This window comes from Pseudomonas sp. PDM04 (assembly GCF_014851765.1).
GTDB lineage: Bacteria > Pseudomonadota > Gammaproteobacteria > Pseudomonadales > Pseudomonadaceae > Aquipseudomonas.
This window is the reverse complement of sequence record NZ_JACVAI010000006.1, coordinates 57,873-83,583: the sequence shown is the minus strand read 5'-3', so window position 1 is coordinate 83,583 and position 25,711 is coordinate 57,873. Positions and strand designations below refer to the sequence as shown.

General features: G+C 62.9%; 20 protein-coding genes. 17 read left to right on the top strand and 3 right to left on the bottom strand.

What is annotated here, in order from left to right:
* The first annotated feature begins 83 nt into the window (after nt 1–83).
* Nucleotides 84–647, top strand: coding sequence for a TetR/AcrR family transcriptional regulator (locus IB249_RS22450; protein ID WP_192307917.1), 564 nt, complete (start codon nt 84–86; stop codon nt 645–647).
* Nucleotides 648–703: 56 nt separating this feature from the next.
* Nucleotides 704–1,180 carry a DUF1348 family protein gene (locus IB249_RS22445; RefSeq protein WP_192307916.1) on the top strand — a complete coding sequence of 159 codons (477 nt, stop codon included), beginning with the start codon at nt 704–706 and terminating at the stop codon, nt 1,178–1,180.
* A gap of 59 nt (nt 1,181–1,239) precedes the next feature.
* Here IB249_RS22445 and sfnG read toward each other — a convergent pair whose 3' ends face one another.
* Entirely contained in the window at nt 1,240–2,331 is a 1,092-nt protein-coding gene (sfnG, locus tag IB249_RS22440) for a dimethylsulfone monooxygenase SfnG (RefSeq protein ID WP_192307915.1), read from the bottom strand.
* Nucleotides 2,332–2,665: 334 nt separating this feature from the next.
* On the opposite strand from sfnG, the gene IB249_RS22435 reads away from it, so the two are divergent.
* Both IB249_RS22435 and IB249_RS22430 read left to right on the top strand, forming a co-directional pair.
* Nucleotides 2,666–3,904 carry an acyl-CoA dehydrogenase family protein gene (locus IB249_RS22435; RefSeq protein ID WP_192307914.1) on the top strand — a complete coding sequence of 413 codons (1,239 nt, stop codon included), beginning with the start codon at nt 2,666–2,668 and terminating at the stop codon, nt 3,902–3,904.
* Between the two features lie 168 nt (nt 3,905–4,072).
* Nucleotides 4,073–4,852: a TSUP family transporter gene (locus IB249_RS22430; RefSeq protein WP_192307913.1), complete on the top strand. Its 780-nt coding sequence runs from the start codon at nt 4,073–4,075 to the stop codon at nt 4,850–4,852.
* Here the strand turns inward: IB249_RS22430 and nudC are convergent.
* Nucleotides 4,820–5,650 (bottom strand): NAD(+) diphosphatase, encoded by an 831-nt coding sequence (gene nudC / locus IB249_RS22425; RefSeq protein WP_192307912.1) that lies wholly within the window; start codon nt 5,648–5,650, stop codon nt 4,820–4,822. The two genes, IB249_RS22430 and nudC, sit on opposite strands and share 33 nt — an antisense overlap.
* Before the next feature lie 7 nt (nt 5,651–5,657).
* Complete coding sequence (locus IB249_RS22420) at nt 5,658–6,470, bottom strand: crotonase/enoyl-CoA hydratase family protein (RefSeq protein WP_192307911.1); 813 nt, start codon at nt 6,468–6,470, stop codon at nt 5,658–5,660.
* A gap of 556 nt (nt 6,471–7,026) precedes the next feature.
* Between IB249_RS22420 and glgA the strand changes: the two genes are divergently transcribed.
* The 13 genes from glgA (at nt 7,027) to IB249_RS22355 (ending at nt 25,494) form a co-directional block, all read left to right on the top strand.
* Nucleotides 7,027–8,613, top strand: a complete 1,587-nt coding sequence (glgA, locus tag IB249_RS22415) for a glycogen synthase GlgA (protein ID WP_192307910.1) — start codon at nt 7,027–7,029, stop codon at nt 8,611–8,613.
* Between the two features lie 13 nt (nt 8,614–8,626).
* Nucleotides 8,627–10,423 carry a malto-oligosyltrehalose trehalohydrolase gene (gene treZ / locus IB249_RS22410; RefSeq protein WP_192307909.1) on the top strand — a complete coding sequence of 599 codons (1,797 nt, stop codon included), beginning with the start codon at nt 8,627–8,629 and terminating at the stop codon, nt 10,421–10,423.
* Complete coding sequence (gene malQ / locus IB249_RS22405) at nt 10,420–12,498, top strand: 4-alpha-glucanotransferase (protein ID WP_192307908.1); 2,079 nt, start codon at nt 10,420–10,422, stop codon at nt 12,496–12,498. The genes treZ and malQ overlap by 4 nt, the downstream gene beginning before the upstream one ends.
* Nucleotides 12,495–15,278: a malto-oligosyltrehalose synthase gene (locus tag IB249_RS22400; protein WP_192307907.1), complete on the top strand. Its 2,784-nt coding sequence runs from the start codon at nt 12,495–12,497 to the stop codon at nt 15,276–15,278. The genes malQ and IB249_RS22400 overlap by 4 nt, the downstream gene beginning before the upstream one ends.
* Before the next feature lie 4 nt (nt 15,279–15,282).
* Nucleotides 15,283–15,609 (top strand): DUF2934 domain-containing protein, encoded by a 327-nt coding sequence (locus IB249_RS22395; RefSeq protein ID WP_192307906.1) that lies wholly within the window; start codon nt 15,283–15,285, stop codon nt 15,607–15,609.
* Nucleotides 15,610–15,762: 153 nt separating this feature from the next.
* Nucleotides 15,763–17,922: a glycogen debranching protein GlgX gene (gene glgX, locus IB249_RS22390; protein ID WP_192307905.1), complete on the top strand. Its 2,160-nt coding sequence runs from the start codon at nt 15,763–15,765 to the stop codon at nt 17,920–17,922.
* 1 nt (nt 17,923) lies between these two features.
* Entirely contained in the window at nt 17,924–18,913 is a 990-nt protein-coding gene (locus IB249_RS22385; protein ID WP_192307904.1) for an acyl-CoA dehydrogenase family protein, read from the top strand.
* Nucleotides 18,910–19,665: a PIG-L deacetylase family protein gene (locus tag IB249_RS22380; protein ID WP_192307903.1), complete on the top strand. Its 756-nt coding sequence runs from the start codon at nt 18,910–18,912 to the stop codon at nt 19,663–19,665. The genes IB249_RS22385 and IB249_RS22380 overlap by 4 nt, the downstream gene beginning before the upstream one ends.
* Complete coding sequence (locus IB249_RS22375) at nt 19,662–20,261, top strand: SAM-dependent methyltransferase (protein WP_192307902.1); 600 nt, start codon at nt 19,662–19,664, stop codon at nt 20,259–20,261. The genes IB249_RS22380 and IB249_RS22375 overlap by 4 nt, the downstream gene beginning before the upstream one ends.
* A complete protein-coding gene (locus IB249_RS22370) occupies nt 20,258–20,917 on the top strand; it encodes a glycosyltransferase (RefSeq protein ID WP_192307901.1) in 660 nt (219 codons plus the stop codon). Before IB249_RS22375 ends, IB249_RS22370 begins: the two co-directional genes overlap by 4 nt.
* A 122-nt stretch (nt 20,918–21,039) precedes the next feature.
* Nucleotides 21,040–21,798, top strand: a complete 759-nt coding sequence (locus tag IB249_RS22365) for a PIG-L deacetylase family protein (RefSeq protein ID WP_192307900.1) — start codon at nt 21,040–21,042, stop codon at nt 21,796–21,798.
* A gap of 75 nt (nt 21,799–21,873) precedes the next feature.
* On the top strand, nt 21,874–22,674 hold the full coding sequence (locus tag IB249_RS22360) for an endonuclease/exonuclease/phosphatase family protein (RefSeq protein WP_192307899.1): 801 nt from the start codon (nt 21,874–21,876) through the stop codon (nt 22,672–22,674).
* 258 nt (nt 22,675–22,932) lie between these two features.
* Complete coding sequence (locus IB249_RS22355; protein ID WP_192307898.1) at nt 22,933–25,494, top strand: autotransporter outer membrane beta-barrel domain-containing protein; 2,562 nt, start codon at nt 22,933–22,935, stop codon at nt 25,492–25,494.
* The last annotated feature ends 217 nt before the right edge of the window (nt 25,495–25,711 follow it).

Below are 25,711 nucleotides of genomic sequence, written 5' to 3'. Positions count from 1 at the left end.
GTGCGAGCCTGTTGGCGAGGCCATTTCATGTCAGGCGAAAATAAAATTTGACCAAGGAGAACGATCGTTCTACTCTATGCCCCATGAACGAAATCACTCGCAACGACACACGCGACATCATTCTGGATGTCACCGAAAAGTTGATCTATAAAAGTGGCATCGCCGCCACTGGCATGGATCTTCTGGTGAAAACCGCCGGCGTCTCCAGAAAAAGCATCTACCGCTACTTCGCCAACAAGGAGGAGTTGGTGGTTGCCGCTCTGCAACGCCGCGATGAGCGCTGGATGCACTGGTATCGAAGCGCTGTCGATCAGGCCCCCACCCCGGCCGATCGCCTGCTCAACCTGTTTACCGTGCTCGGCACCTGGTTCGCCTCCGAAGGCTTCCGTGGCTGTGCGTTCATCAACACCAGCGGGGAAACCGGCGACCCGCAAGACCCGGTTCGCCTGGTGGCCAGGGAACACAAACAAAAGCTGCTCGACTACGTGCTCGAGCTCTGTACCGAACATGGTGCGAACGATCCGGAGACGCTGGCCCGACAGCTGCTGATCCTGATCGACGGTGCCATTACCGTGGCGCTTGTCATGGGTGATCACAGTGCGGCCGATAATGCGCAATGCATGGCGCGAAAGTTATTGGACCTGTAACACTTTTACCAAGCCCGACAACTTGCTTGAACTTTAATCTTTTTGGGAGATTTGACATGTCTAACGCTGAAGTTCGTCCGCCATTGCCGCCTTTTACCCGTGAATCGGCCATCGAGAAAGTTCGCCTGGCCGAAGACGGCTGGAACTCCCGCGACCCGGCGCGCGTGTCACTGGCCTATACCCTCGACACCCAATGGCGCAACCGCGCCGAATTTGCCCATAGCCGCGAAGAAGCCAAGGCGTTCCTCACCCGCAAATGGGCCAAGGAGCTGGACTACCGCCTGATCAAGGAGCTCTGGGCGTTCACCGATAACCGCATCGCCGTGCGTTACGCCTATGAATGGCGCGACGATTCGGGTAACTGGTTCCGCTCCTACGGCAACGAAAACTGGGAGTTCGACGAGAATGGTCTGATGGCTCACCGTTTCGCCTGCATCAACGACATGCCGATCAAGGAAAGCGAACGCAAATTCCACTGGCCGTTGGGTCGCCGGCCGGACGATCATCCGAGCCTGTCCGACCTGGGTCTGTAAACACCGGGCAACGAATGTGGGAGCGAGCCTGTTCGTTCCCACAATCGCTTTACGGTTTGTCAGGCGACGGCCGCTGTTTCCACGGCGGCCTGCGCCTCCAGCTCCCGCACCAACGGCAGCACCCGCTTGCCGAAATACTCCACTTCCTCCTGGAAGTGCAGGAACCCCGCCAATACCAGGTCCACCCCCACCGCCTTCAACGCCACGATCCGTTCGGCAATCTGCTGGGGCGTGCCGATCAGGTTGGTCTTGAAGCCGTCGTTGTACTGCACCAGGTCCTCGAAGGTCGATTTGGCCCAGTTGCCCTCGCCTTCCGGTGACGCCCTGCCCGCCTGCTTCGCGGCATCGCCAAAGGCATTCACCGCTTCCGGGTCGGCCTGGTCGATGATCTGCGCGAGCACGGCGCGTGCCTCTTCCTCGGTATCGCGGGCGATGACAAAGGCGTTGACCCCGATTTTCACCGAATGATGGTTCGCTGCGGCCTTGCTGCGGATATCGTCGACCTGTGCCTTGATGCCTTCCGGGGTGTTGCCGTTGGTGAAGTACCAGTCCGACACCCGCGCCGCCATGTCCCGCGCCGCGCGGGAACTGCCGCCCTGGAAGATCTCCGGCTGGCCCAGTGGCTTGGGCTTGAGCGTGTAGTTGTCGAAGCGGTAGAAATCCCCCCGAAAGGTGAAGTTGTCCTGGCTCCAGACGCCCTTGAGCGAGCGGATGAACTCTTCGGAGCGGCGATAACGTTCGTCGTGCTCCAGCCAATGCTCGCCGATGGCCTGGAACTCCCCCTTGAACCAGCCGCTGACGATGTTCACCGCAATGCGGCCATTGGTCAGTTGATCGATGGTCGCCAGCTGTTTGGCCGCCAACGCCGGTTGCCAGGGGCCGGGCAGGATCGCCGCGATCACTTTCAATCGGCTGGTGGCGCCCAGCAGCGCGTGGCTGAACGCCACCGACTCATGCTGATACTCGGCACCGTAGCCGGCGGTGAAGCGAATCTGTGTCAGGGCGTATTCGAAACCGGCCGCCTCGGCCAGTTGCGCCAGTTTGCGGTTGTAGTCGATGCCCCAGTGGGTGCGTTGCTCGATCTTGCTGACCACCAGCCCACCGCTGACGTTCGGCACCCAGTAGGCAAATTTGACGGCTTGCTGACTCATTGGCGTGTCCTCGGGACGTTAGGGATGTCCTGGGGAGAGAGCAGCAAGCGTGCCAGTGCTCATCTTGAATCCAGCGAAACCCTGGGGGAGCGAGCCTGCCCGCGATAACGGAGTGTCAGTCCACGAACCAGAGACTGATCCGTCGCTATCGCGAGCAGGCTCGCGCCCACAACTGGACCCTGTCCGCCAGGGCAATTTGTGATTTTGCTGTTGGTGCAGCAACAGTTCGCAGGAGCTGGAGCGCCAAATGGACGAACAAACCCGGGTTGCCCCTACCCGGCATGGACCCTGCAATCCTCCCTGGCATCCACTGCCGATCCAAGGAGCTGTCCCCATGACCGAACACCAGGTAATCAACCCGCTGTCCGTTGGCGTCGACTATGAGACGCTGGCCGCGCGCTTTCGCCCGATATTCCAGCGCATTGCCGCCGGGGCGGTGGAGCGCGAACAGTCGCGCAGCCTGCCCCATGAGCCGATCCAATGGCTCAAGCACGCCGGGTTCGGCGCCGTGCGGGTGCCCGTGGAATACGGCGGTGGCGGTGCGTCGTTGCCGCAGTTGTTCGAGTTGCTGATCGAACTGGCCGAAGCCGACTCCAATGTGCCGCAAGCTCTGCGCGGGCATTTCGCGTTCGCCGAGGACCGTTTGAATGCCACGCCGGGCCCGGCGCGGGACCTGTGGTTCAAGCGCTTCGTCGACGGTGACATCGTCGGTTGCGCCTGGACCGAAATCGGCAATGTGACCATTGGCGAAGTGATCACCAAGGTCTCGCCCCATGCCGACGGCTGGCGGCTCAACGGCGAGAAGTTCTACAGCACCGGCAGCCTGTTTTCCGACTGGATCGATGTCTACGCCCAGCGCAGCGACACCGGGGGCGATGTGATCGCCGCAGTGCGCACCCAGCAATCGGGGATCGTGCAGAGTGACGACTGGGACGGTTTCGGCCAACGCACAACGGGCAGCGGCACCTCACGGTTCATCGAGGCCGACGTCGACGCCGAAAACATCATCGACTTCGCCACACGCTTCAAATACCAGACAGCGTTCTATCAACTGGTGCTCCTCGCCACCCTCGCCGGGATCGGTCGCGCCGCGTTGCGCGATGTGGCGCATCAGGTGCGCGAACGTAAACGCATCTACAGCCACGGCAACGCCCCGCGCGTCAGTGAAGATCCGCAGATCCAGCAAGTGGTGGGCGAAGTGGCGGCGCTGGTGTACGCCGCCGAGGCCAGCGCACTGAAGGCCGCGCAACCTGCGCAGCGGGCGTACCTGGCGCGGTTCTCCGGCGATGAAGCGCTGGAACGCGCGGCCAATGCCGACGCCGAAATCCAGTCGGCGACGGCGCAAGTGGTGGTGTCGGAGCTGATCCAACGGGCCACCAGCGAGCTGTTCAACGCGCTCGGGGCGTCGGACATCCGTGAAGGCAAATCCCTGGACCGGCACTGGCGCAATGCCCGAACCGTGTCCTCACATAATCCGGTGATCTACAAGGCGCGGATTGTCGGGGATTGGGCGATCAATGGCACTGAGCCGCCGTTTGTCTGGCAGATCGGCAATGGGCCGGCCTCGAAATGATGTAGCGCCCGGCCGTCAGCAATGGCGAGCAGGCTCGCTCCCACAGGGTGGAGGCATTTCAATGGGGAGCGGGCCGAGGCCGTAGCAGTCGCCGCAACGTCTGGATACAGGTAACATATCGGCCTTCCCGCAGCGATGTCCTGCACCCTGCCGACTTAAGCCGATTCCATGCCTTTCGAACTCAGTGTTGACCTCACCACCCTGGCCATTCTGGCCCTTGTCGCTTTCATTGCCGGTTTCATCGACGCCATTGCCGGTGGCGGCGGCCTGTTGACCACCCCGGCGCTGTTGACCGCCGGCCTGCCGCCCCACCTGGTGTTGGGCACCAACAAACTCAGTTCGACCTTCGGTTCGGCCACCGCCAGTTTCACCTTCTATCGGCGCAAGCTGTTTCATCCCCGGCAGTGGATGCATGCCATCGTCGGCACGCTGGTGGGTGCGCTGACCGGCGCCGTGGTTGCGCATTACCTGCCAGCCGAATGGCTGAACAAGATGCTGCCGGTGATCGTCTTCGCCTGCGGCATCTATCTATTGTTCGGTGGCACGCCGAAAGCACCGCTGGATGCCGACGCGCCGATCAAGAAGAAATGGCAGTCGACCCAGGGCTTCAGCCTTGGCTTCTACGACGGCGTGGCGGGCCCCGGCACCGGCGCGTTCTGGACCGTCAGCAGCCTGCTGATGTACCCCATCGATCTGGTCAAGGCCAGTGGCGTGGCGCGCAGCATGAACTTCGTCAGCAACATCGCGGCGCTGTCGGTATTCGTGTATTCCGGGCAGGTGGACTGGATCATCGGCCTGAGCATGGGCCTGTCGGTGATGGTCGGCGCCTTCTTTGGCGCCCGCTCCGCCATCAGCGGCGGCGCCAAGTTCATTCGCCCGGTGTTCATCACCGTGGTGCTGGGCCTGACCGTGCGCCTAGCCTGGCAACACTGGTTCAGCGTGGCCTAGACGACGCGCCACATAGACGTCGATCAGGTATCGGGCAATCGAGCGTGACGCCGGCAACGGCGGCAGCGCGTGCACGTTGAACCACTGGGCGTCCTCGATCTCGTCTTCCTGGCAGACGATCTCGCCACCGGCGTACTCGGCGTGAAAGCCCAGCATCATCGAGTGCGGGAACGGCCAGCACTGGCTGCCCATGTACTGAATGTTCCTGACCTCGATCCGCACTTCCTCGCGCACCTCGCGAATCAGGCAGTCCTCGGCCGACTCGCCGGGCTCGGCAAACCCCGCCAGGGTGCTGTAGACCCCGGTGACGAATCGCGGTGAACGCGCCAGCAGGATTTCATCGCCGCGGGTGATCAGTACGATCATGCTCGGCGAAATGCGTGGGTAATAACGCAAATCGCAGGGTTCGCAGTACATCGCCCGCTCAAGGGTGACCTGCTGTGTCGCCTGCCCGCAGTTACCGCAAAAGCGGTGCTCGCGGGCCCAGGTGCCGATCTGCGCGGCATAACCGAGCACCTTGTAGACAACCTGATCGCCCTCGAGCATGAACGCCCGCAGACCTTTCCAGCTGCAACCGGGCACTTCGCTGGCGTTGCGCAGTTCCAGCAGGAACACCGGCTCGCCATCCAGGTGGCCGATGCCATGCTCGGCAATGACCGACAGGTCCTGGCGCTTGAGCCATTCACGCGGGAACAGCGCGCCATTGTCATCGAACAGAAAGCCTTCTGGACTGCGCGCAACGGCCAGGCCGCCCGGTTGATCGGTGTCCAGTACTGCGGTGGTCCAGCGTGAAATCATTGTTCAATCAATCCGCAAAATCGGGTTTCTGTTTGCTCATGTGGGCGGCCATGGCCACGCGCAAATCGGTGGATTGCAGCATGGCAGCGTTCCACGTGGCGACGTATTCAAGGCCGTCGTCGATGCGGTGATCGCGCATGTAGCTGATCATCTCCTTGGTGCCGCTGACAGCAATCGGCGACTTGCTGGCGATCTCGCGGGCAATGCCCATGACACCGTCGAGCAGGCTGGCGCTATCGCTGTAGACACGATTGACCAGGCCGATGCTGCGCGCTTCCTCCGCACCGAACGAGCGACCAGTGTAAGCCAGTTCACGCAGCATGCCGTCACCGATGATCCGCGGCAAGCGTTGCAGCGTGCCGACATCGGCGGCCATGCCGATGTCGATTTCCTTGATCGAGAATTGCGCGTCCTCGGCGGCGTAGCGCATGTCGCAAGCGGCGATCAGGTCGATGGCACCGCCCAGGCAGTACCCCTGGATCGCGGCGAGCACGGGCTTGCGGCAGTTGTCGACCGCATTGAAGGACGCCTGCAGCGCCAGGATCTTGCGCCGCAGCAGGCGCGCATTGCGGCCCACGTCCTTGCCCAGCTCATTGGCCACGCCGGCCAGCATCATCAGGTCGATGCCCGAGGAAAAATGTTTGCCGGCGCCACTGAGTACCACCACGCGCACTTCATCGGTGTCGTCGACCCACTGGAAGATTTCGATGATTTCGCTCCAGAACGCGGCGTTCATCGAATTGATCTTTTCCGGGCGGTTTATTTGCACATGGGCAATTTTATCTGCCAGTTCGACGGTGAACGCGCTGTATTGGGACATGACTGTGATCCTTTCCTGCCGGCGAAAATGAGGTCCGAACTATAACAAGGCAGCCCCGCTCACCGTCAGGCAGCGCTTCGGCCAAAAACGGGACCTGCGGGCGCACCACCAGGGTGCGCGAACATTTTTGGCCATGCACATCCATGTGACGCAGACGTGACTTTTTGGGGCTGGTTTGCAGAAAAACATGCACTTCGTCGGAACAATTTCGGCTCGATCCGGCACGTTCGTACCGCTTCGGACCGATTGTCGAACAATTTTGCTATCTGCCATTCACCGCTCTAAGTTCTGGCCTAGACTCATTTTCGCGGGGCAAAACCGGTCGGTCACAACAGGCAAAAAAAATCGAAACTTTTGCCATTCATGGCCGGTCATCTGACAGGTAGGTGCGTTGCGACTGGTGCATTCCTTGCAACGTCCACTCCAGCCAATCTGCTTGGACGCATGGCCAGCACTTGCTTGCCACTGCGCTGTGTACTTGTGCCTGGCCAGAGGAATTGGCCGCGAAGCACCGTTTGCAAGATTTGGAAATAGATCAACAACACGGGAGACTCAGATGATAAGTGCGGCATTAGATATTCAGGGAGAGCGTGCTCATCAGCCGGTCGGGGAATCGAGCACTGCGAGCACCCCGAGTGCCCAATCGATCAGCGTCCCGGGCACCCGAACACTGACACCGGTGGCCAGTCAGAATCCCAATCGAAAGAAAGTGCTGTTCGTCACCTCGGAAATCGCCGACCTGGTCAAGACCGGCGGCCTCGGCGATGTGTCCGCCGCACTGCCCCGGGCGATGGCGCATTTGCACGATGTGCGGGTGTTGATCCCCGGTTACCCGCAAGTGCTGCACAGCGAAAACCCGATCCATATCATCGGTGAACTGGGTGGCCACGCCGCCTTGCCGCCCTGCAAGATCGGACGCATGGACATGCCCGACGGCCTGGTCATCTACGTGTTGATCTGTCCTGAGCTCTACGAGCGCGAGGGTTCGCCCTACGGCGCCAACAACGGCCGCGACTGGCCGGACAATCACATTCGTTTCGCCCGCCTGGGCCTGGCGGCTGCCGACATCGCCGCCAACCTCGCGCAGATTCACTGGTGCCCTGACCTAGTACACGCCCACGACTGGCCCGCCGGCCTGGCCCCCGCCTACATGCACTGGCGCGGGCAGCGCACGCCGACACTGTTCACCATTCACAACCTCGCTTACCAGGGCGTGACCAGCCTCGGCTCCTGCCCTGAGCTGGGGATCCCCACCCACGCCCTGCAACAGGAAGGCATGGAGTTCTACGGCAAGATGTCGTTCCTCAAGGCCGGCATGGCCTATTCGAGCCACATCACCACGGTCAGTGCCACCTACGCCCAGGAAATCACCACCCCGGCGTTCGGCTGCGGCCTCGACGGTTTTCTCGCCGCCAAGACCCAGCAAGGACTGCTCAGCGGCATTCCCAACGGTATCGATGAGAGCTGGGACGCGGCCACCGACTCGCACCTGTTCCGCCCCTTCGCCATTGGTGACTGGGAGGGCAAGGCCGTGAACGCCGCGCACGTGCGCGAGCTGTTCGGCCTGGACGATTCCGAGGGCCCTCTATTTGCCGTGGTCTCGCGCCTGGTCTACCAGAAAGGCCTGGACCTGACCGAAGCCGTGTCCGAATACATCGTCAAATCCGGCGGGCAGATCGCGATCATCGGTCGTGGCGAGCCGGAAGAAGAACAAGCCATGCGCGAACTGGCCCTGCGTTTTCCCGGGCAGATCGGGGTGCGCATCGGCTTCAACGAAACGGATGCCCGGCGCATGTTCGCCGGCAGCGATTTCCTGCTGATGCCTTCGCGTTACGAGCCTTGCGGCCTGAGCCAGATGTACGCCCAGCGCTTCGGGTCGTTGCCGGTGGCACGCAATACCGGGGGCCTGGCCGACACCATCGAAAACGGCGTGACCGGTTTCCTGTTCGACGAATCCACCGTGGAGAGTTACCAGGAAGCCCTGAGCCGGGCGTTCAAGGTGTTTGCCTTCCCGGGCCTGCTCAACGCCATGCGCTGCCGCGCCATGGCCGCTCCGTTCAACTGGTGCAAGGCGGTGGAACCCTACGCCGAGCTCTACGAACAACTGGTCGCCAAGGCCCTGGGGAAATCGCACAAACAGTAAGAGGTTTTCAGCAATGCCGTTACGGACCCTTGAGACCTGGCCCCACGGCGCAATCATGCTGGACGCAGAACATACGCGTTTTGCCTTGTGGGCGCCCGATGCGTTTTTTGTCAGTGTCGAACTGGAAAATGGACAATCCTTGCCGCTGCTGCCTCAGGCTGATGGCTGGTTCGTGATTAAAACCCGCTGCGAAGCGGGCACGCGTTACCGCTACAACATCGATGGCGAGATCGAAGTTCCCGACCCCGCTTCCCGGGCGCAGGAGGGTGACATTTCGGGGCGCAGCATCGTGGTCGACCCCCTCGCCTATGCCTGGCAGAACAGCCATTGGCTGGGGCGACCGTGGAACGAAGCGGTGATCTACGAATTGCATGTCGGGGCGCTGGGCGGTTTCAGCGCAGTCGAACAGCATCTGGCGCGCCTGGTGGAGATGGGGATCACCGCCATCGAATTGATGCCCATCGCGCAATTTCCCGGTGAGCGCAACTGGGGCTACGACGGCGTGCTGCCCTTTGCGCCCCAGGCCTCCTATGGCAGCCCCGAACAACTCAAGCACCTGATCGACACCGCCCACGGCCATGGCCTCGCGGTGATCCTCGACGTGGTCTACAACCACTTCGGCCCGGACGGCAATTACCTGCACCGTTACGCCAAGGGCTTCTTCAATGAGGACCGGCACACGCCCTGGGGGGCGGCCATTGACTTTCAGCAGCGCGAGGTGCGCGACTTCTTCATCGAAAACGCGCTGATGTGGTTGCTGGAATACCGTTTCGACGGCCTGCGTTTCGATGCGGTGCATGCCATCGAGAGCCCGGACTTCCTCCAGGAACTGGCCCGACAGGTGCGCGACCAGGTCGACCCGGCGCGACACGTGTGGCTCACCGTCGAGAACGAACACAACCAGGCCAGTTTGCTTGAGCAAGGCTACGACGCGCAGTGGAACGACGACGGCCACAACGCCTTGCATGTGCTGCTGACCGGGGAAACCGATGCCTATTATGCCGACTATGCCGACAACCCGACGCAGCAACTGGCCCGCTGCCTGAGCCAGGGTTTCGTGTTTCAGGGGCACATCAATCGCCATGGCGAGGCCCGTGGCGAATACAGCGCTCACTTGCCCCCCACTGCGTTCGTGCTGTTCCTGCAGAATCATGACCAGATCGGCAATCGCGCATTTGGCGAACGCTTGCACCAACTGGCCCACCCCGACGCCCTGAAAGCCGCGACGGCGCTGTTGCTGCTGTCACCGATGATCCCGTTGCTGTTCATGGGCGATGAGTTCGCCGCCGAACAACCCTTCCTGTTTTTCACCAGCCATCACGGCGAACTGGCGAAGCTGGTGCGTGAAGGACGCCGAAACGAGTTTGCCGCGTTCAGCGCGTTTGCCGACCCGCACAAACGCGAACAGATTCCCGACCCCAATGCACCGGACACCTTTGAAGCCTCGCGGCCGCAACGGTCGACAACGCACAGCTCGGATTGTGAACGGTTGTACCGCCAACTGTTGCGGATCCGCCACGAACAGATCATTGACCACCTGCCCGGCACACAGGCACTGGGCACGGATGTTCTGGGGGTTGGAGCCGTTTCGGCGCGCTGGCGACTGGGCAACGGCAGCCAGCTGCGAATCGACCTGAACCTCGGCGACAAGCCGGTGGTCCACTCCCCACAGGCCGACGCCGTGGTGCTGTTCGAACACCCGCCACAGTCCGTCGACCTGCTGAACCAGGGCACGCTTGCCCCGTATTGCGCGCTAGTCAGTCTCACGGCCGCAGCCCCTTTGCTACCCCCGGACGGAGAGCGTCAATGAGTGATGCGCAACTTGAAATACTGGCCACCCACGCGGGCCTGGCGGTGGACTGGATCGACGCCAACGGCCGTCCGCAAAAAGTCGCGCCGGCGGTACTGCGCAACGTCCTGACCGGACTGGGCCACCCTGCCGGGACCGCCCAGGAAATCGACGCCAGCCTGCTCGAACTGCAACAGGTTCAACAGACCCGGCACCTGCCACCCCTGCTCACCGTCGACTTTGGCAGTGGCCTGGATCTGTCGCGTTACTTCCAGCCTGAAACGCCTTGCGAAATCCACCTCGAAGACGGCGCCCGACTCAATCTGAAACTCAACGCCGACGCCGTGCTGCCCGGCCTGATACCGGTCGGTTATCAGCACGTCGACATCGACGGCCAGTCCTTCACGCTGGCCGTGGCACCAAACCGCTGCTACAGCGTCGGCGATGCGGTCGACAACCCGATCCCGCGCGCCTGGGGCCTTAGTGTGCAGCTGTATTCACTGCGCCGCCCCGGCGATGGCGGTTTCGGCGACACCCAGGCACTGGAAGACCTGGTCCGGGTGGCGGGCGAACGGGGGGCCGAAGCGGTGGCGATCAGTCCGCTGCATGCGATGTTCAGCAGCGACACCCAGCGTTACAGCCCTTACTCTCCCTCCAGTCGCCTGTTCCTCAACAGCCTGTATGCCGCCCCTGGCGCCATACTGGGCGAACGGGCCATGCGCGCGGCGATCGACAGCACCGGACTGGCCGCAGAGCTCAAGCACCTCGAAGAGCTGCCACTGATCGACTGGCCCGTTGCAGCCGAAGCCAAACACCGTTTGCTGCAGGCCTTGTACGAAGGCTTCGTGCAGGGTGAGCACCCTTTGCACGCCGATTTCAGCAGCTATCGGCATGCCGCCGGCGAAGCCCTGGAAAACCATTGCCGCTTCGAAGCGATCCAGGAAACCCTCGCCGCCAGGGGCGAACGCCTCGACTGGCGGGAGTGGCCCGAACAGTGGCGTGACCCGCGCAGTGCGGCCTTGGCGGCGTTTGCCGAAGAAAACGCCGGACGCATCGGTTTCTTCGCCTTCTGCCAATGGCTGATAACCCGTTGCCTGGAGCGGGCGCAGGCGGCGGCGCGCAGCAGCGGCATGAGCATCGGCCTGATCGCCGACCTGGCCGTGGGGGCCGATGGCGGTGGCAGCCAGGCCTGGAGCCGTCAGGATGAACTGTTGGCGTCCCTGACCGTAGGTGCACCGCCGGACATCCTCAATCGCACGGGCCAGGGCTGGGGGATTTCCGCATTTTCGCCCGAAGGCCTGGTGCGCAACGGTTTTCGTGCCTTCATCGAAATGCTCAGGGCCAACTTCGCCCACGCCGGCGGCCTGCGCATCGATCACGTCATGGGCCTGCAACGGCTGTGGGTGATTCCCAATGGTTCGCCGCCCGCCGATGGTGCCTATCTTTATTACCCGCTCGACGACCTGCTGCGTTTGCTGGCGCTGGAATCCCACCGTCATCAGGCCATCGTCCTTGGCGAGGACCTGGGCACCGTGCCGGATGGACTGCGCGACAAACTCACCGCCCGCTCGATCCTGGGCATGCGCGTGATGCTGTTCGAACAGGACAACGCGCACTTCAAGCCGATCCTCGACTGGCCAGACAGCGCGCTGGCCACCACCAGCACTCACGACCTGCCCACACTCAACGGCTGGTGGCATGGCCGCGACATCGACTGGAATGCCCGGTTGGGGCTGGTCGATGCCCAAGGCGAGATCGACTGGCGCCAATACCGCGAACGCGAACGCGAAGGCCTGCGCAGGGTGTTGAGCGAGGACCCGCAAAACTTTCGCGAAGAGCATCATGAAACCGACCAGGTGCTGGATGCGGCCATTCGTTTCCTCGGTCACACGCGTGCGCCGCTGGTCCTGCTGCCGCTGGAGGACGCCTTGGGCATCGAACAACAGGCAAACCTGCCTGGCACCGTCAATACCCACCCGAACTGGTCGCGACGCCTGCCGGGCGACAGCGAAACACTGCTCGATGGCGAGGACGCCGCCCGGCGCCTGGAACTGCTCGCCTGTGCGCGCCTTCAAGCTGCCGAGCGTGACCGATGAGCACGCCCGACATCCGCCCCTTGCGTGCGACCCTGCGCCTGCAATTCCATAAAGGCTTCACCCTCGACCAGGCAGTGCCACTGGTGCCGTATTTCGCGAGTCTCGGCATCAGCCACGTCTACGCCTCGCCCTTGCTAAGTGCTCGGGCGGGGTCGATGCACGGCTACGACGTGGTGGACCCGACCAGCGTCAACCCGGAACTGGGTGGCGAAGCAGCACTTCGGCGTCTGGTCGAGGCGTTGCGCGCGCACGACATGGGGCTGATCCTCGACATCGTGTCCAATCACATGGCCGTCGGCGGCGGCGACAACCCATGGTGGCTGGACCTGCTGGAATGGGGCCGCTTGAGCCCCTACGGCGAGTTCTTCGACATCCAGTGGCATTCGCCCGATCCGATGATGGAAGGCCAGCTGCTGCTGCCGTTTCTTGGCAGCGATTACGGCGTCGCCTTGCAGGAAGGCACCCTGCCCTTGCGCTTCGATGCGCAACGGGGAGCGTTTTACGTCGAGCATTATGAGCACCACTTTCCGATCTGCCCGATGAGCTATGGCGAACTGCTCAGAGCCGATCACGAGGAGCTCAAGGCGCTGGCCGAGCGTTTCAGCACCCTGAGCTACCAGACCGACGCCCATGGCCTGGCGAAGCCCTTGCAAAACCAGTTGCGGGAACTGGCCGGCGATCCCGCGGTGCTGCAGATCATCGAGCAGAACCTCAAGGGCTACGATTCACTGACGCGAGAAGGCTTCGAGCGCCTGCATCGGCTGCTCGAGCAGCAAAGCTACCGGCTCGCCAGTTGGCGCACGGCAGCGGACGACATCAACTGGCGGCGCTTTTTCGATGTCAACGAACTCGGTGGCCTGCGCGTCGAGCGTCCGGCGGTGTTCGAAGCGACCCACGCGAAAATCTTCGAGCTGATCGCCCAGGGCCTGATCGACGGCCTGCGCATCGACCACATCGACGGCCTGGCCGATCCACGCCGTTATTGCCGCAAGCTGCGACGCCGGGTCGACAGCCTTTCTCCCGACCGGCACTTGCCGATCTATGTCGAGAAAATCCTCGGGGAAGGCGAAACCCTGCACCGTGACTGGTCGGTGGATGGCACCACCGGCTACGAATTCATGAACCAGTTGTCATTGCTGCAGCACGATCCCGCCGGGGCTCACACGCTGGGTGAACTGTGGCAGCGCTACAGCGAACGGCCGGCCGACTTCCGCCAGGAAGCGCAATTGGCGCGCCAGCAAATTCTCAACGGCTCGCTGGCCGGCGACTTCGAAAGCGTCGCCCAGGCCCTGTTGCAAGTGGCCCGGGACGACCTGATGACCCGTGACCTGACCCTCGGGGCGATTCGCCGGGCGTTGCAGGCACTGATCGTGCACTTCCCGGTGTACCGCACCTACATCAGCCCCTGTGGTCGATCCGAGCAGGACGAAAGGTTTTTCCAGCAGGCCATGGACGGCGCCCGCCAGACGCTTGGCGAAGCGGACTGGCCAGTGCTCGATTGCCTGGCCCGCTGGTTGGGCGGCGAGCGTTGGCGCCAACGGCCACGGGGGCGCTCGCGCAAAATTCTCAGGCATGCCTGCGTGCGCTTCCAGCAGCTGACTTCGCCAGCGGCGGCGAAAGCCGTGGAAGACACCGCGTTCTATCGTTCAGCGGTGCTGCTGTCGCGCAATGACGTGGGTTTCAGCACTGAACAGTTCAGCGCCCCGGTGGCCGACTTCCATGCCGATTGCCTCAATCGACTGCACACGTTCCCCGACAACCTGCTGGCCACCGCGACCCACGACCACAAGCGTGGCGAAGACACCCGCGCCAGGCTGGCGGTGTTGAGCGAGCGCAGCGCCTGGTTCGCCGAACAGGTGCCGCTGTGGCAAGCCCTGGCCCGGCCGTTGCGCGACGACGACCTGATGCCAACGTCCGGCGATGAACTGATTCTCTATCAAGCGTTGCTCGGCAGTTGGCCACTGGACCTGCACAGCGACGATCGCGCAGGCCTGGAGGGCTACACTCAACGGGTCTGGCAGTGGCAGCAGAAGGCCCTGCGCGAGGCCAAACTGCAGAGCAGTTGGAGCGCGCCCAACGAGGCTTACGAACAGGCGACCCGGCAATTCCTCGAACGCCTGTTGCTCAGTCCCGAAGGGGAATTGTTACGCGCGGCGCTCGGCAAGGCGGCGATGTCCATCGCCGTTCCCGGCGCCCTGAACAGTCTGGCGCAAACCTTGCTGCGCATGACCGTGCCGGGCATTGCGGACCTTTATCAGGGCAACGAGTACTGGGACTTCTCGCTGGTCGATCCGGACAACCGCCGCCCGGTGGATTACGCCAGCCGCGAGCAGTCCCTGGCCAGCCATCCCTCGCTGGCCGACCTGCTGACGAACTGGCGCGACGGGCGTATCAAGCAAACCCTGATTGCGCGCACCTTGAACCTGCGCGCCGAGCATGCCGAGCTGTTTAGCCGCGGCACGTATGAAGCGCTGGAAGTGGTCGGCAGCGAGGCGCATCGGGTGCTGGCTTTTGCGCGGACACTCGGGCGTCAGCGGGTCATCGTGATCGTGCCGATCCGCTGTGCAGAGTTGCTGAAAAACGCTGCCGACCCCCGGATTGGCGCGCTGCAGTGGGGCGATACGCGGGTCAGGTTACCGTTTGCCACCCGCGAGGAAAATCTGAAGGGACTTTTTGCAAGCGTCGCAGTCACACACCACAAGGAGCTGATGATTGGCGCTGCGCTGGGAGATTTCCCGGTCAATCTCTTTATCCAATCTTTGAGTGCAGTTCAGGAGTAGAGCGATGAGTACCGACGATAAACGCATTCGCGAATTTGCCTATCAGATCTGGGAGTCGGAAGGCAAACCCGAAGGCCACGAAGCCCGGCATTGGGAAATGGCGCGCAAGCTGGCCGAAGCCGAAGCCCTGGCCCCAAAGAAAGCCCCCAAGGCCACCGGCAGCAAAACGCCGGGCACCAAGGCCGCCACGGGCAAGGTAGCCAACGGCAAGGCAGCCGAGCCAAAAACCAAAGCCAAGGCCAAGCCGGCCGCCGCAGCAAAGGTGGTCCCGCCCGGAGAAAAACCGGCGGAGAAAAAACCTCGCGCTGCGCGTAAACCGCCTGCGGTCTGACGCTTCCCGAGAATGTTGTGAATCGATCGTGGCGAGCCTACTCGCCACCGTGAACGCGTTCGTCCCGAAAAAAGAGTGTTCAACCCTGTCCGACCCTAAGGGCTGCGTCGGGAGCCAGAAGCACATTAATGACCCGCCCTTGCAGGAGCCTCTATGAGCAGTGCAAAAAAATCCGCGCCAGAACCGCTCGCCGAGCCTTCGAGAATCCGCGAAGGCCTGCCCTTCCCGCTGGGCGCCACCTGGGATGGCCTGGGCGTCAACTTCGCGTTGTTTTCCGCCAACGCAACCCGGGTCGAACTGTGCATCTTCGATGATGCCGGCGAAGTCGAACTCGAACGCATCGAGCTGCCTGAATACACCGACGAGATCTACCACGGTTACCTGCCCGACGCCCACCCGGGGCTGATTTACGGCTACCGTGTGTACGGTCCGTACGATCCGGCGAACGGCCATCGCTTCAACCACAACAAGCTGTTGATCGACCCCTATGCCAAACAACTGGTCGGCCAATTGAAATGGTCCGAAGCGCTGTTCGGCTACACCATCGGCCACCCGGACGCCGACCTCAGCTTCGACGAGCGCGACAGCGCGCCCTTCGTGCCCAAATGCAAGGTGATCGATCCGGCACACACCTGGGGCCACGACCACCGCGTCAGCGTGCCGTGGGACAAGACGATCATTTACGAAACCCATGTGCGCGGCATCAGCATGCGTCACCCGTCGGTGCCGGAAAACGTACGCGGCACCTTCGCCGGCTTGATGGTCGATGACGTGTTGGAACACATCCGCAAGCTGGGCGTGTCGTCCGTCGAGCTGCTGCCGATTCACGCTTTCGTCAATGACCAGCACCTGCTGCACAAGGGCATGACCAACTACTGGGGCTACAACAGCATCGCGTTCTTCGCCCCTGACCCGCGTTACCTGGCCAGCGGCAAGATCGCCGAGTTCAAGGAAATGGTCGCGCACCTGCACGAAGCCAACCTCGAAGTGATCCTCGACGTGGTCTACAACCACACCGCCGAAGGGAACGAGCAAGGGCCGACCCTGTCCATGCGCGGCATCGACAATGCCTCGTACTACCGCCTGATGCCCGACGACAAGCGCTTCTACATCAACGATTCCGGCACCGGCAATACCCTGGACCTGAGTCATCCGTGCGTACTGCAAATGGTCACCGATTCGTTGCGCTACTGGGCCACGGAAATGCACGTCGACGGTTTCCGCTTCGACCTGGCGACCATTCTCGGGCGCTATCACGATGGTTTCGACGAGCGCCACAGCTTTCTGGTCGCCTGCCGCCAGGACCCCGTGCTGCGCCAGGTGAAAATGATCGCCGAGCCTTGGGATTGCGGCCCCGGCGGCTATCAGGTCGGTGGTTTCCCACCCGGTTGGGTCGAGTGGAACGACAAGTTCCGCGACACCGTGCGCGCATTCTGGAAAGGCGACGAGGGCCAATTGGCCGACTTTGCCAGCCGCATGACCGCCTCGGGCGAAATGTTCAACCAGCGCGGCCGCCGCCCGTACGCGTCGGTGAACTTCATCACGGCCCACGACGGTTTCACCCTCAACGACCTGGTGTCGTACAACGACAAGCACAACGAAGCCAACGACGAGAACAATCAGGACGGCAGCAACAACAACCTGTCCTGGAACCACGGCGTCGAAGGCCCCACCAACGACCCCGAAATCAACGCGTTGCGCCACCGGCAAATGCGCAACTTCTTCGCCACGCTGCTGCTGTCCCAGGGCACGCCGATGCTGGTGGCCGGCGACGAGTTCGCCCGCACCCAGGACGGCAACAACAACGCCTATTGCCAGGACAGCGAGATCGGCTGGGTCAACTGGGACCTGAGCGAAGACGGCAAGGCCCTGCTCAAGTTCGTCAAGCGCCTGATCAAGTTGCGCCTGGCCTACCCGATCCTGCGTCGTGGCCGCTTCCTGGTGGGCAGTTACAACGAGGACATCGGCGTCAAGGACGTCACCTGGCTGGCGCCGGATGGCAGCGAGATGAGCACCGAGCAATGGGAAGATGCCCACGGCAAATGCCTGGGCATGCTGCTCGACGGGCGCGCACAGGAGACCGGCATTCGTCGCAAGGGCGGCGATGCGACGCTGCTGCTGGTGGTCAACGCCCACCACGACGTCGTCAACTTCACCCTGCCGCAGGTGCCCGACGGTGGCTTCTGGACCTGCATGGTCGACACCAACCAACCGTCGATCCGTGGCCAGGAGCGCTTCGAGTTCGGCCATGAGTATTCGGTGACCGGGCGTTCGCTGCTGCTGTTTGAATTGCAGCATGAGGAAGAGGAGTGAAATGGAACTCGAGGCATTTCTTCGGCGGCAGCCGCCGGCGTATCCCGACACGCAAGCGCTAGGCCGGTGCCTGCGGGCACTGGTCGAAGCGCGTCTTGACCAACTGCCGCTACCGGGCAGCGGGCGCACGCTGGAGCGTTTTCAGGGCCTGGCCAGCGTCGGCGGGCATGACCTGGGGTTGTGCAAGCTGTACGAGGGCCATACCGACGCGCTGGCGATCATGGCGCAACTGGGTGGAACGCCGACCGCCGCCAGCACCTGGGGCATGTGGGCGGCCGAGCCGCCGGACGCCAGGCTGCGGGTCGTTGCCCAGGGTCGCGGATTGACCTTGCACGGGCGCAAGGCCTGGTGTTCCGGAGCGGCGGTCTTGAGCCACGCGCTGCTGACGGCGTGGGACGAACAGGATCGCCAGCAACTGGTTGCGGTGGCACTGGACCAACCCGGCGTCACCCTCAGCGTTCAAGGCTGGCAAGCGGTGGGCATGGGGGCTACCGGCAGCGTCGACGTGCTGTTCGACGGCGCCGAAGGCCAGGCCATCGGCAACCCGGGTGACTATCTGCGGCGCCCTGGCTTCTGGCAAGGCGGCATCGGTATTGCCGCGTGTTGGTACGGCGCGGCCCAGAGCCTCGCCGAACGTTTGCGCAGTCATTGCTCCCGGCGCGAGGAACCTCATGCCCTCGCCCACCTGGGGGCGGTCGACAGTGCCCTGCATGCGGCGGCGACGGTGTTGCGTTGCAGCGCCAACGGCATCGACGCCGCTCCGCAGGACGACGCCGAACGCCTGGCACGACGTGTCCGCGCAGTGGTCGAGGACGCCGCAGAACAGGTGCTGCGGCATGTGGGGCACGCCCTCGGCGCCGGTCCGTATTGCAAGGACCCACAGTTCGCCCGCCTGAGCGCCGACCTGCCGGTCTTCCTTCGCCAAAGCCACGCCGAACGCGACCTGGCCGCCCTCGGCCTGCACATCCTCCCGGACACATGGACGTTATGAAAGCCAATCCCATCGTCGGCCAGGGCACGCCCCTGCACCGGTGGCAAACCTCCAGCCACCTGGCGCACGTGCCGGTCATCGATATCCTCGACCTGGTGCCGGCCGGCTCACGCGCGGTGGTCGTGGCACCGCACCCGGACGACGAAGTGCTCGGTTGCGGCGGCTTGCTGCAACTGTTGGCCGCCGACCGGCCGTTGCAACTGATCTCGGTCACCGATGGCAGCGCCAGTCACCCCGGCTCCCGGCGCTGGCCGGTGGAACGCCTGAGTGTGGTCCGTCCGCAAGAGTCGGCCGAAGCGCTGCGCCGGCTCGGCCTGCCCCTGCACCACCTCAAATGGCTGCGTGGCGGTTTTGCCGACAGTCAGGTCGCCGCACGGGAAACCCAGTTGGTTGATTTCATCGAGCGACACCTTCACCCCGAGGATGTGGTGTTCACCACGTGGCGCAAGGACGGACATTGCGATCACGAAGCGGTCGGGCGCGCAACGGTTGCCGCCGCGCAACGGGTTGGCGCAACCGTGCACGAGCTGCCGGTCTGGACCTGGCACTGGGCAACGCCCGAAGACCGCCTGGTGCCATGGCAGCGGGCGCGCAAAATTCTCCTGTCGCCGGCGCAGGTGGCACGCAAACGCCACGCGATTCACGCCTTTGCCAGCCAGTTGGAGGGCGATCCGCAGATCGGCTTGCCGCCGGTGCTGGCGCCCTACGTGATCGAGCGTTTGCTGCAACCGTTCGAGGTGGTGTTTGTATGAGTGTCGAGGATCGCTATTTCGACGGTTTGTTCGCTGGCAGCGAAGACCCCTGGGCGTTCCGCCAGCGCTGGTACGAACAACGCAAACGCGCGATCACCCTCGCCGCCCTGCCCCGTGCGCGCTACCGCTCGATTTTCGAGCCGGGCTGCGCCAACGGTGAGTTGAGCGCCGAACTGGCAGGCCGCTGCGATCGCCTGCTCTGTTGCGACACCGCAGCCGCCGCCGTGACCTTGGCCCGCACCCGCCTGAGCCTGTTCGAGCATGCCGAAGTGCGCCACAGCCGCTTGCCCGGCGACTGGCCGAAAGAACAGTTCGACCTGATCGTGCTCAGCGAAATCGGCTACTACCTGGATGCCGAAGACCTCAGGCACTTGATCCAGCAGGCTACGCAATCGCTGACCGCCGATGGCCAGTTACTGGCGTGCCACTGGCGCCCTCCGATCGAGGGCTGCCCCCTGAACGCCCGGCAGGTGCATGACCTTCTGCACGAACACCTGCAACTGGCGCGCCTGGTCCTGCATCAGGAAGCCGATTTCATCCTCGAACTGTGGAGTCGCGAACCGCGCTCCGTAGCTACGCTGGAGGGTTTGCGATGATTGGCATCCTGATCCCGGCGCACAACGAGGAAGCGCTGCTTGAAGACTGTCTTCGAGCGGCCCTGCGCGCCGCGCAGCACGAGTCGCTGGGCGGTGAGGCGGTCGAAGTGCTGGTGGTGCTGGACAGTTGCACCGATCGCTCCTTGGCCATCGCCGGCAGTTATCCGGTTCATTGCCTGGAAATCGAGGCACGCAATGTCGGCCAGGCTCGTGCGGCCGGGGCACGATTTCTGCTGGAACGCGGGGTGCGCTGGATTTCCTGCTCCGACGCCGACAGTCGGGTGGCCCATGACTGGCTGGTGGCACAATTGGCGCTCGACGTGGATGCGGTGTGCGGCACGGTGACCGTGGAGACGTGGGACGAGTCGTTCGACGAGTCGGCGCAGATCCGCTACCACCAGCATTATCAGCAGCGTGACGGCCACCGGCATATTCACGGGGCCAACCTGGGTATCAGCGCCGAGGCGTACCGGCGCGCCGGCGGTTTCGAGCCCCTGGCGTGCGATGAAGACGTGCAACTGGTGCGTCAGCTGGAGCGCTGCGGCGCGACGATTGCGTGGAGCCAACGTCCTCAGGTGCTCACCAGCGCACGCCTGGACAGCCGGGCCCGGGGCGGCTTTGGCGACTACCTGTCCGACCTGGCGCGCAGCGGATAAAAAACTAACTGGAACGAACAAGCACGCGACGAATAGCCTGACTTGAGCAATACTCTTGCACGCTGCAATCCAAGGTACGGAGCGCGGCACATTGCTATCAACCATAACAAGGACGTAGCCTGATGAAACCCGTATCCCTCATCGACAGTAGTCTGTCAGCCCAGATCTGGAACACTGCGCTTCAACTGGACAATGTTCCGGTGATCAACACCCAGACGCTGGTCCCGCCCGGCGCACGCGCCGTGGTGATCGCCCCGCATCCCGGCGACGAAGTGGTGACTTGCGGTGGCCTGCTGCAGTTACTCAGCGCCCTGGGCCACCCCCTGCAATTGATCTCGATCACCGACGGCAGCGCCAGTCATCCGGGCTCGCAGCAATGGTCGGAGAAACGTCTCAGTGTGTTTCGCCCCCAGGAAAGCGTCGAAGCCTTGCGCCGCCTCGGTTTGCCCATGCATAGCCTGAAATGGATTCGCGGGGGGTTCACCGATAACGCCCTGGCCGAACGCGAACGTCAGTTGAGTGAATTCATCGCCCGCTACCTGCGCCCAGGCGACGTGGTGTTCAGCACTTGGCGCGAGGACGGCAACATCGACCACGACGCGGTGGGCCGAGCCAGCGCCCACGCCGCCGCGCTGGTGGGCGCAGTCTTCAACGAAGTGCCGGTATGGGCCTGGCACTGGCCAACACGCGACAGCAACCTCTTCCCCTGGCACCGGGCACGCAAGCTGCGGCTCGACACCTGGACCGTGGCGCGCAAAAGCCACGCCACCCACGCCTACGCCAGCCAGCTCGACGGCGAGCCTGCGGTCGGCCTGCCGCCGTTGCTGCCGCCGGTGCTGCTGGAGCGTATGCGCCTGCCGTATGAAATCGTCTTCGTCTGAGTGCCGGTGTCCGACTGAACTGCCCGCTGCCGGATCAGTCGCATACATAGGCAACCCAGATTCAGAGGAGTGAAAGTGACCAGTGATTCCAAGCGGCAGGCCGTTGAATCGGTGCCATCGAGCACACCCCCGGTGGTTCATCGACTCAGGATACTGACGGTCAACACCCACAAGGGTTTCACCGCATTCAACCGGCGCTTCATCCTCCCGGAACTACGTGAGGCGGTACGCAGCACGTCGGCGGATGTGGTGTTCCTGCAGGAAGTGGTCGGTGAGCACGAGCGCCATTCCTCGCGTTTCAACAATTGGCCACAAACGTCGCAATACGAATTCCTGGCCGACAGCATGTGGAGCGACTTCGCCTATGGGCGCAATGCGGTCTACCCCGACGGCCACCACGGCAATGCCTTGCTGTCCAAATACCCGATCCGCGAATACCGCAACCTCGATGTGTCGATCACCGGACCCGAGCGGCGTGGGTTGCTGCATTGCATTCTGGATGTGCCGGGCCATAACGAGGTTCATGCCATCTGCGTACACCTGAGCTTGCTGGAAAGCCATCGCCAGCTGCAGCTGGAGCTGTTGTGCCAGTTACTCGAATCCTTGCCGGACGACGCCCCGGTGATCATTGCCGGCGACTTCAACGACTGGCAGTTGCAAGGCAACGCCACTCTGGCGCGTCGCGATTACCTGCACGAAGCCTTCGAGCGTCACCACGGCCGCCCGGCCAAGACCTATCCGGCACGTTTCCCCTTGTTGCGTCTGGACCGGATTTATCTGCGCAACGCCAGCAGCCACGACCCGAAAATTCTGGGCAGCAAGCCATGGACACACCTGTCCGATCACCTGCCGCTGGCGGTGGAGGTGCATTTGTGACCCGGCGGCCTGAGCCGCCACAACGCAAAAAAAGTTGCCCAACCTGTTATTTATGACAGTAGCCGGCTGCAAAATCTGTTGATACGGTGCAGCTGTCTGTATCCATGGCTGATACGGACGGGATCGTAGCGCAAGTTTTGCCAGGGTTTTCAGCAGGGAGCTGTATTTGTCGTCAATTCGCGCTGCCATGGGCGCCTGAGCCACTGCCACTCCAAGGGCGTGCACAGCTCAGGCGCAAATCAATGCGGAGAGACGAACATGACCTTTTCGACGCAACGGCCAATGGGCCGTTATTCCGTCTGCGCCTTTTCCTTGCTGCTCTGTGCGGGCAGCGCCCAAACCGCCTTGGCGGCCTGTGCATTGACGCCCACCGGCGGCAACGACAACTTCATGTGTGACAGTGGCAGCAGTGGCCCGTTGACCGATAACGCGGGCGACAACAGCCTGACCTTCCCCGCCAACGGCACCGGCTCGATCAACGGCAACGTAACCTTCGGCGCCGGCGCAGACACCGTGATCATGAATTCAGGTGTCATCAACGGATCGCTCAATGTGGGCGACGGCACCAACACCGTGAATATTGCGGGCGGGACCATCAGCACGGCGGTCAACCAGGGCAGTGGCATCGACCGCTTCACCATGAGTGCCGGGACCATCGGTTCCCTGGCCCAGGGTGACAGCCGTGACACGTTCCTGATGACCGGTGGCACCATCACCGGCGCTTTCGAAGACGGCGACGTGGCCAAAATGACCGGAGGATCCATCGGCCGGGTCGACATGAAACTCGATAACAATATTTTCGACCTGTCGGGCGGCACTATCCTCGGCAATCTGGTGACCGGTTTCGGCCAGGACACCATCATCGTTTCCGGCGGACTCATTGGTGGCAACGTCAGTGTCAGCGGCGGCAACGACAGCATCACCGTCACCGGTGGCGAGATCGTTGGCGAAGTCCGCGCCAGTATCGGCGACGACACGCTGCTGTGGGACGGTGGCGGAATCATCCGCTCGGCCGTTTTGATGGACCTGGGCAACGATCGTGTCACCCTGCGCAATCTGACCGACAGCACCCTGTCCCTCAATCCGAATATGGATGGCGGCGCCGGCAACGATCGCTTGACCTTCGACCAGACCCGCTCCTCTGGCGCCAGCCGCTACAACAACTGGGAAACGGTCAACCTGACCAACGCTTCGCGGTTCGACCTGCTCAATGACACCTTCCGCCTGGGCGACAGCAACATCGGCACCGGCGTCTTCAACGTGGACGGCAGCAGCCGGCTGACGTCCGTCCAGGGCGGCATTGCACCGCTCACCCCCGGCCTGATGGCCACGCTGAACAACAGCGGGGTCATCGATCTCACCCAGGGCAACACACGCACCAGCGACACCCTCACGGTCCAGGGCAACTACGCCGGCAATGGCGGTCAGTTGCTGTTGCAAAGTGCAGTGGGCGATGACGCCTCGCCCAGCGACAAACTGGTGGTCAACAACGGCACCTTGACCGGCACCACGTTGATTTCCGTCAGCAACCTGGGGGGCGCGGGTGCCCTCACCCTGCAGAACGGTATACAGCTGGTGCAGGCGCAAGGCACGGCAGTCAGCAACAACGGCGCATTCGCCCTGGCAGCGCCGGTGTCGGCCGGTGTCTACGACTACAACCTGTTCAAGGGCGGCATCACCGCCGGCAGCGAAAACAGCTGGTACCTGCGCTCCTCGGTGGTCGCCCCGCCGCTGGTGGAAGTTGCCAATGCCGACCCGACGCTACCACCCACCCTCGAGCCGCTGGTGCCGGTACCGGTGGTTGCCGCTGTTGCCGGGGTCGTTCCGGTGTTGCCCGCAGTCCAACCCGGTGCTGCGCCGATCCCGATCTTCAGGCCGGAGGTCCCGGTGTGGTCGGTGATGCCCCCGGTCGCCGCACAATTGTCACTGAACGCCCTCGGCACCTTCCACGATCGCCAGGGCGATCAGGGGCTGCTCACGCAAACCGGCCCCCTGAGCGCGGGCTGGGGCCGGGTCTACGGCAAAAATTTCGACCAGACCTGGGCCGGGACCGTCACCCCCCGTGTCGATGGCTCGCTTTATGGTTTCCAGGTCGGCACCGATCTGTTCGGCTCGACACTGAGCGGCGGCCAGATCCAGCGCAGCGGTTTGTTCGTCGGCCACTCGCGCCTGCGTGGCGATGTCGACGGCTTCAATGGCGGCTTTGAAGGCAAACAGGCCGGCAAAGTGGACCTCGAAGGCGACAGCGCAGGGGTCTACTGGACCCTGACCGACTCCGCAGGCGCCTACCTCGACACCGTGGCGATGTACACCCGACTCGACGGTGACAGTCATTCCGATCGTGGCCGGAAAATCGACAATGAGGGCCACGTCGCAACCCTGTCGGCAGAAGTCGGTTACCCCATTGCCATCAGCGACAAGTGGGTGATCGAACCCCAGGCGCAAGCGATTTATCAGAAAGTCAGCCTCGACAGCCAGGATGACGGCGTGTCGCGTGTTTCATTCGACTCCGACAGCGCCTGGACCGGACGCGTCGGCGCGCGCCTCAAGGGCAGTTACCAGGTCAGCGGCCGATCGGTCGAACCCTATCTGCGTGCCAACCTGTGGCACACCTTCTCGGGGACCGACACGGTGACCTTTGCCGGCACGGATGAGATCGTCAGCGAGCAGAAATCGTCATCGCTGGACCTGGGGGTGGGCGTGATCGTGAGCCTGTCATCGGCCGTCAGTGTGTACGCCAGCACCGATTACAGCAGCAATATTGACAGCAATCAGCTGCGAGGCAGCCAGGCGAACATGGGGGTGAGAGTGAGTTGGTAAGCCGGTAGCCTGCTATGCAAACCCCTCTAGCCTGCGGCTGGCAGGACGTTTTTTTGAACAAACAAGAACTTAGAGTCTCGATCAAAAACAGTTAGTTGCAATCGCTAAAATTCACATACCACTTATCGGCCATTTTCTTGACGCACGGTCGTCGGTCTTCTTAGCTTCACGTACTACCCCCGAAGTACCTGAGGGGGCACCCCACCAGACACCCGTA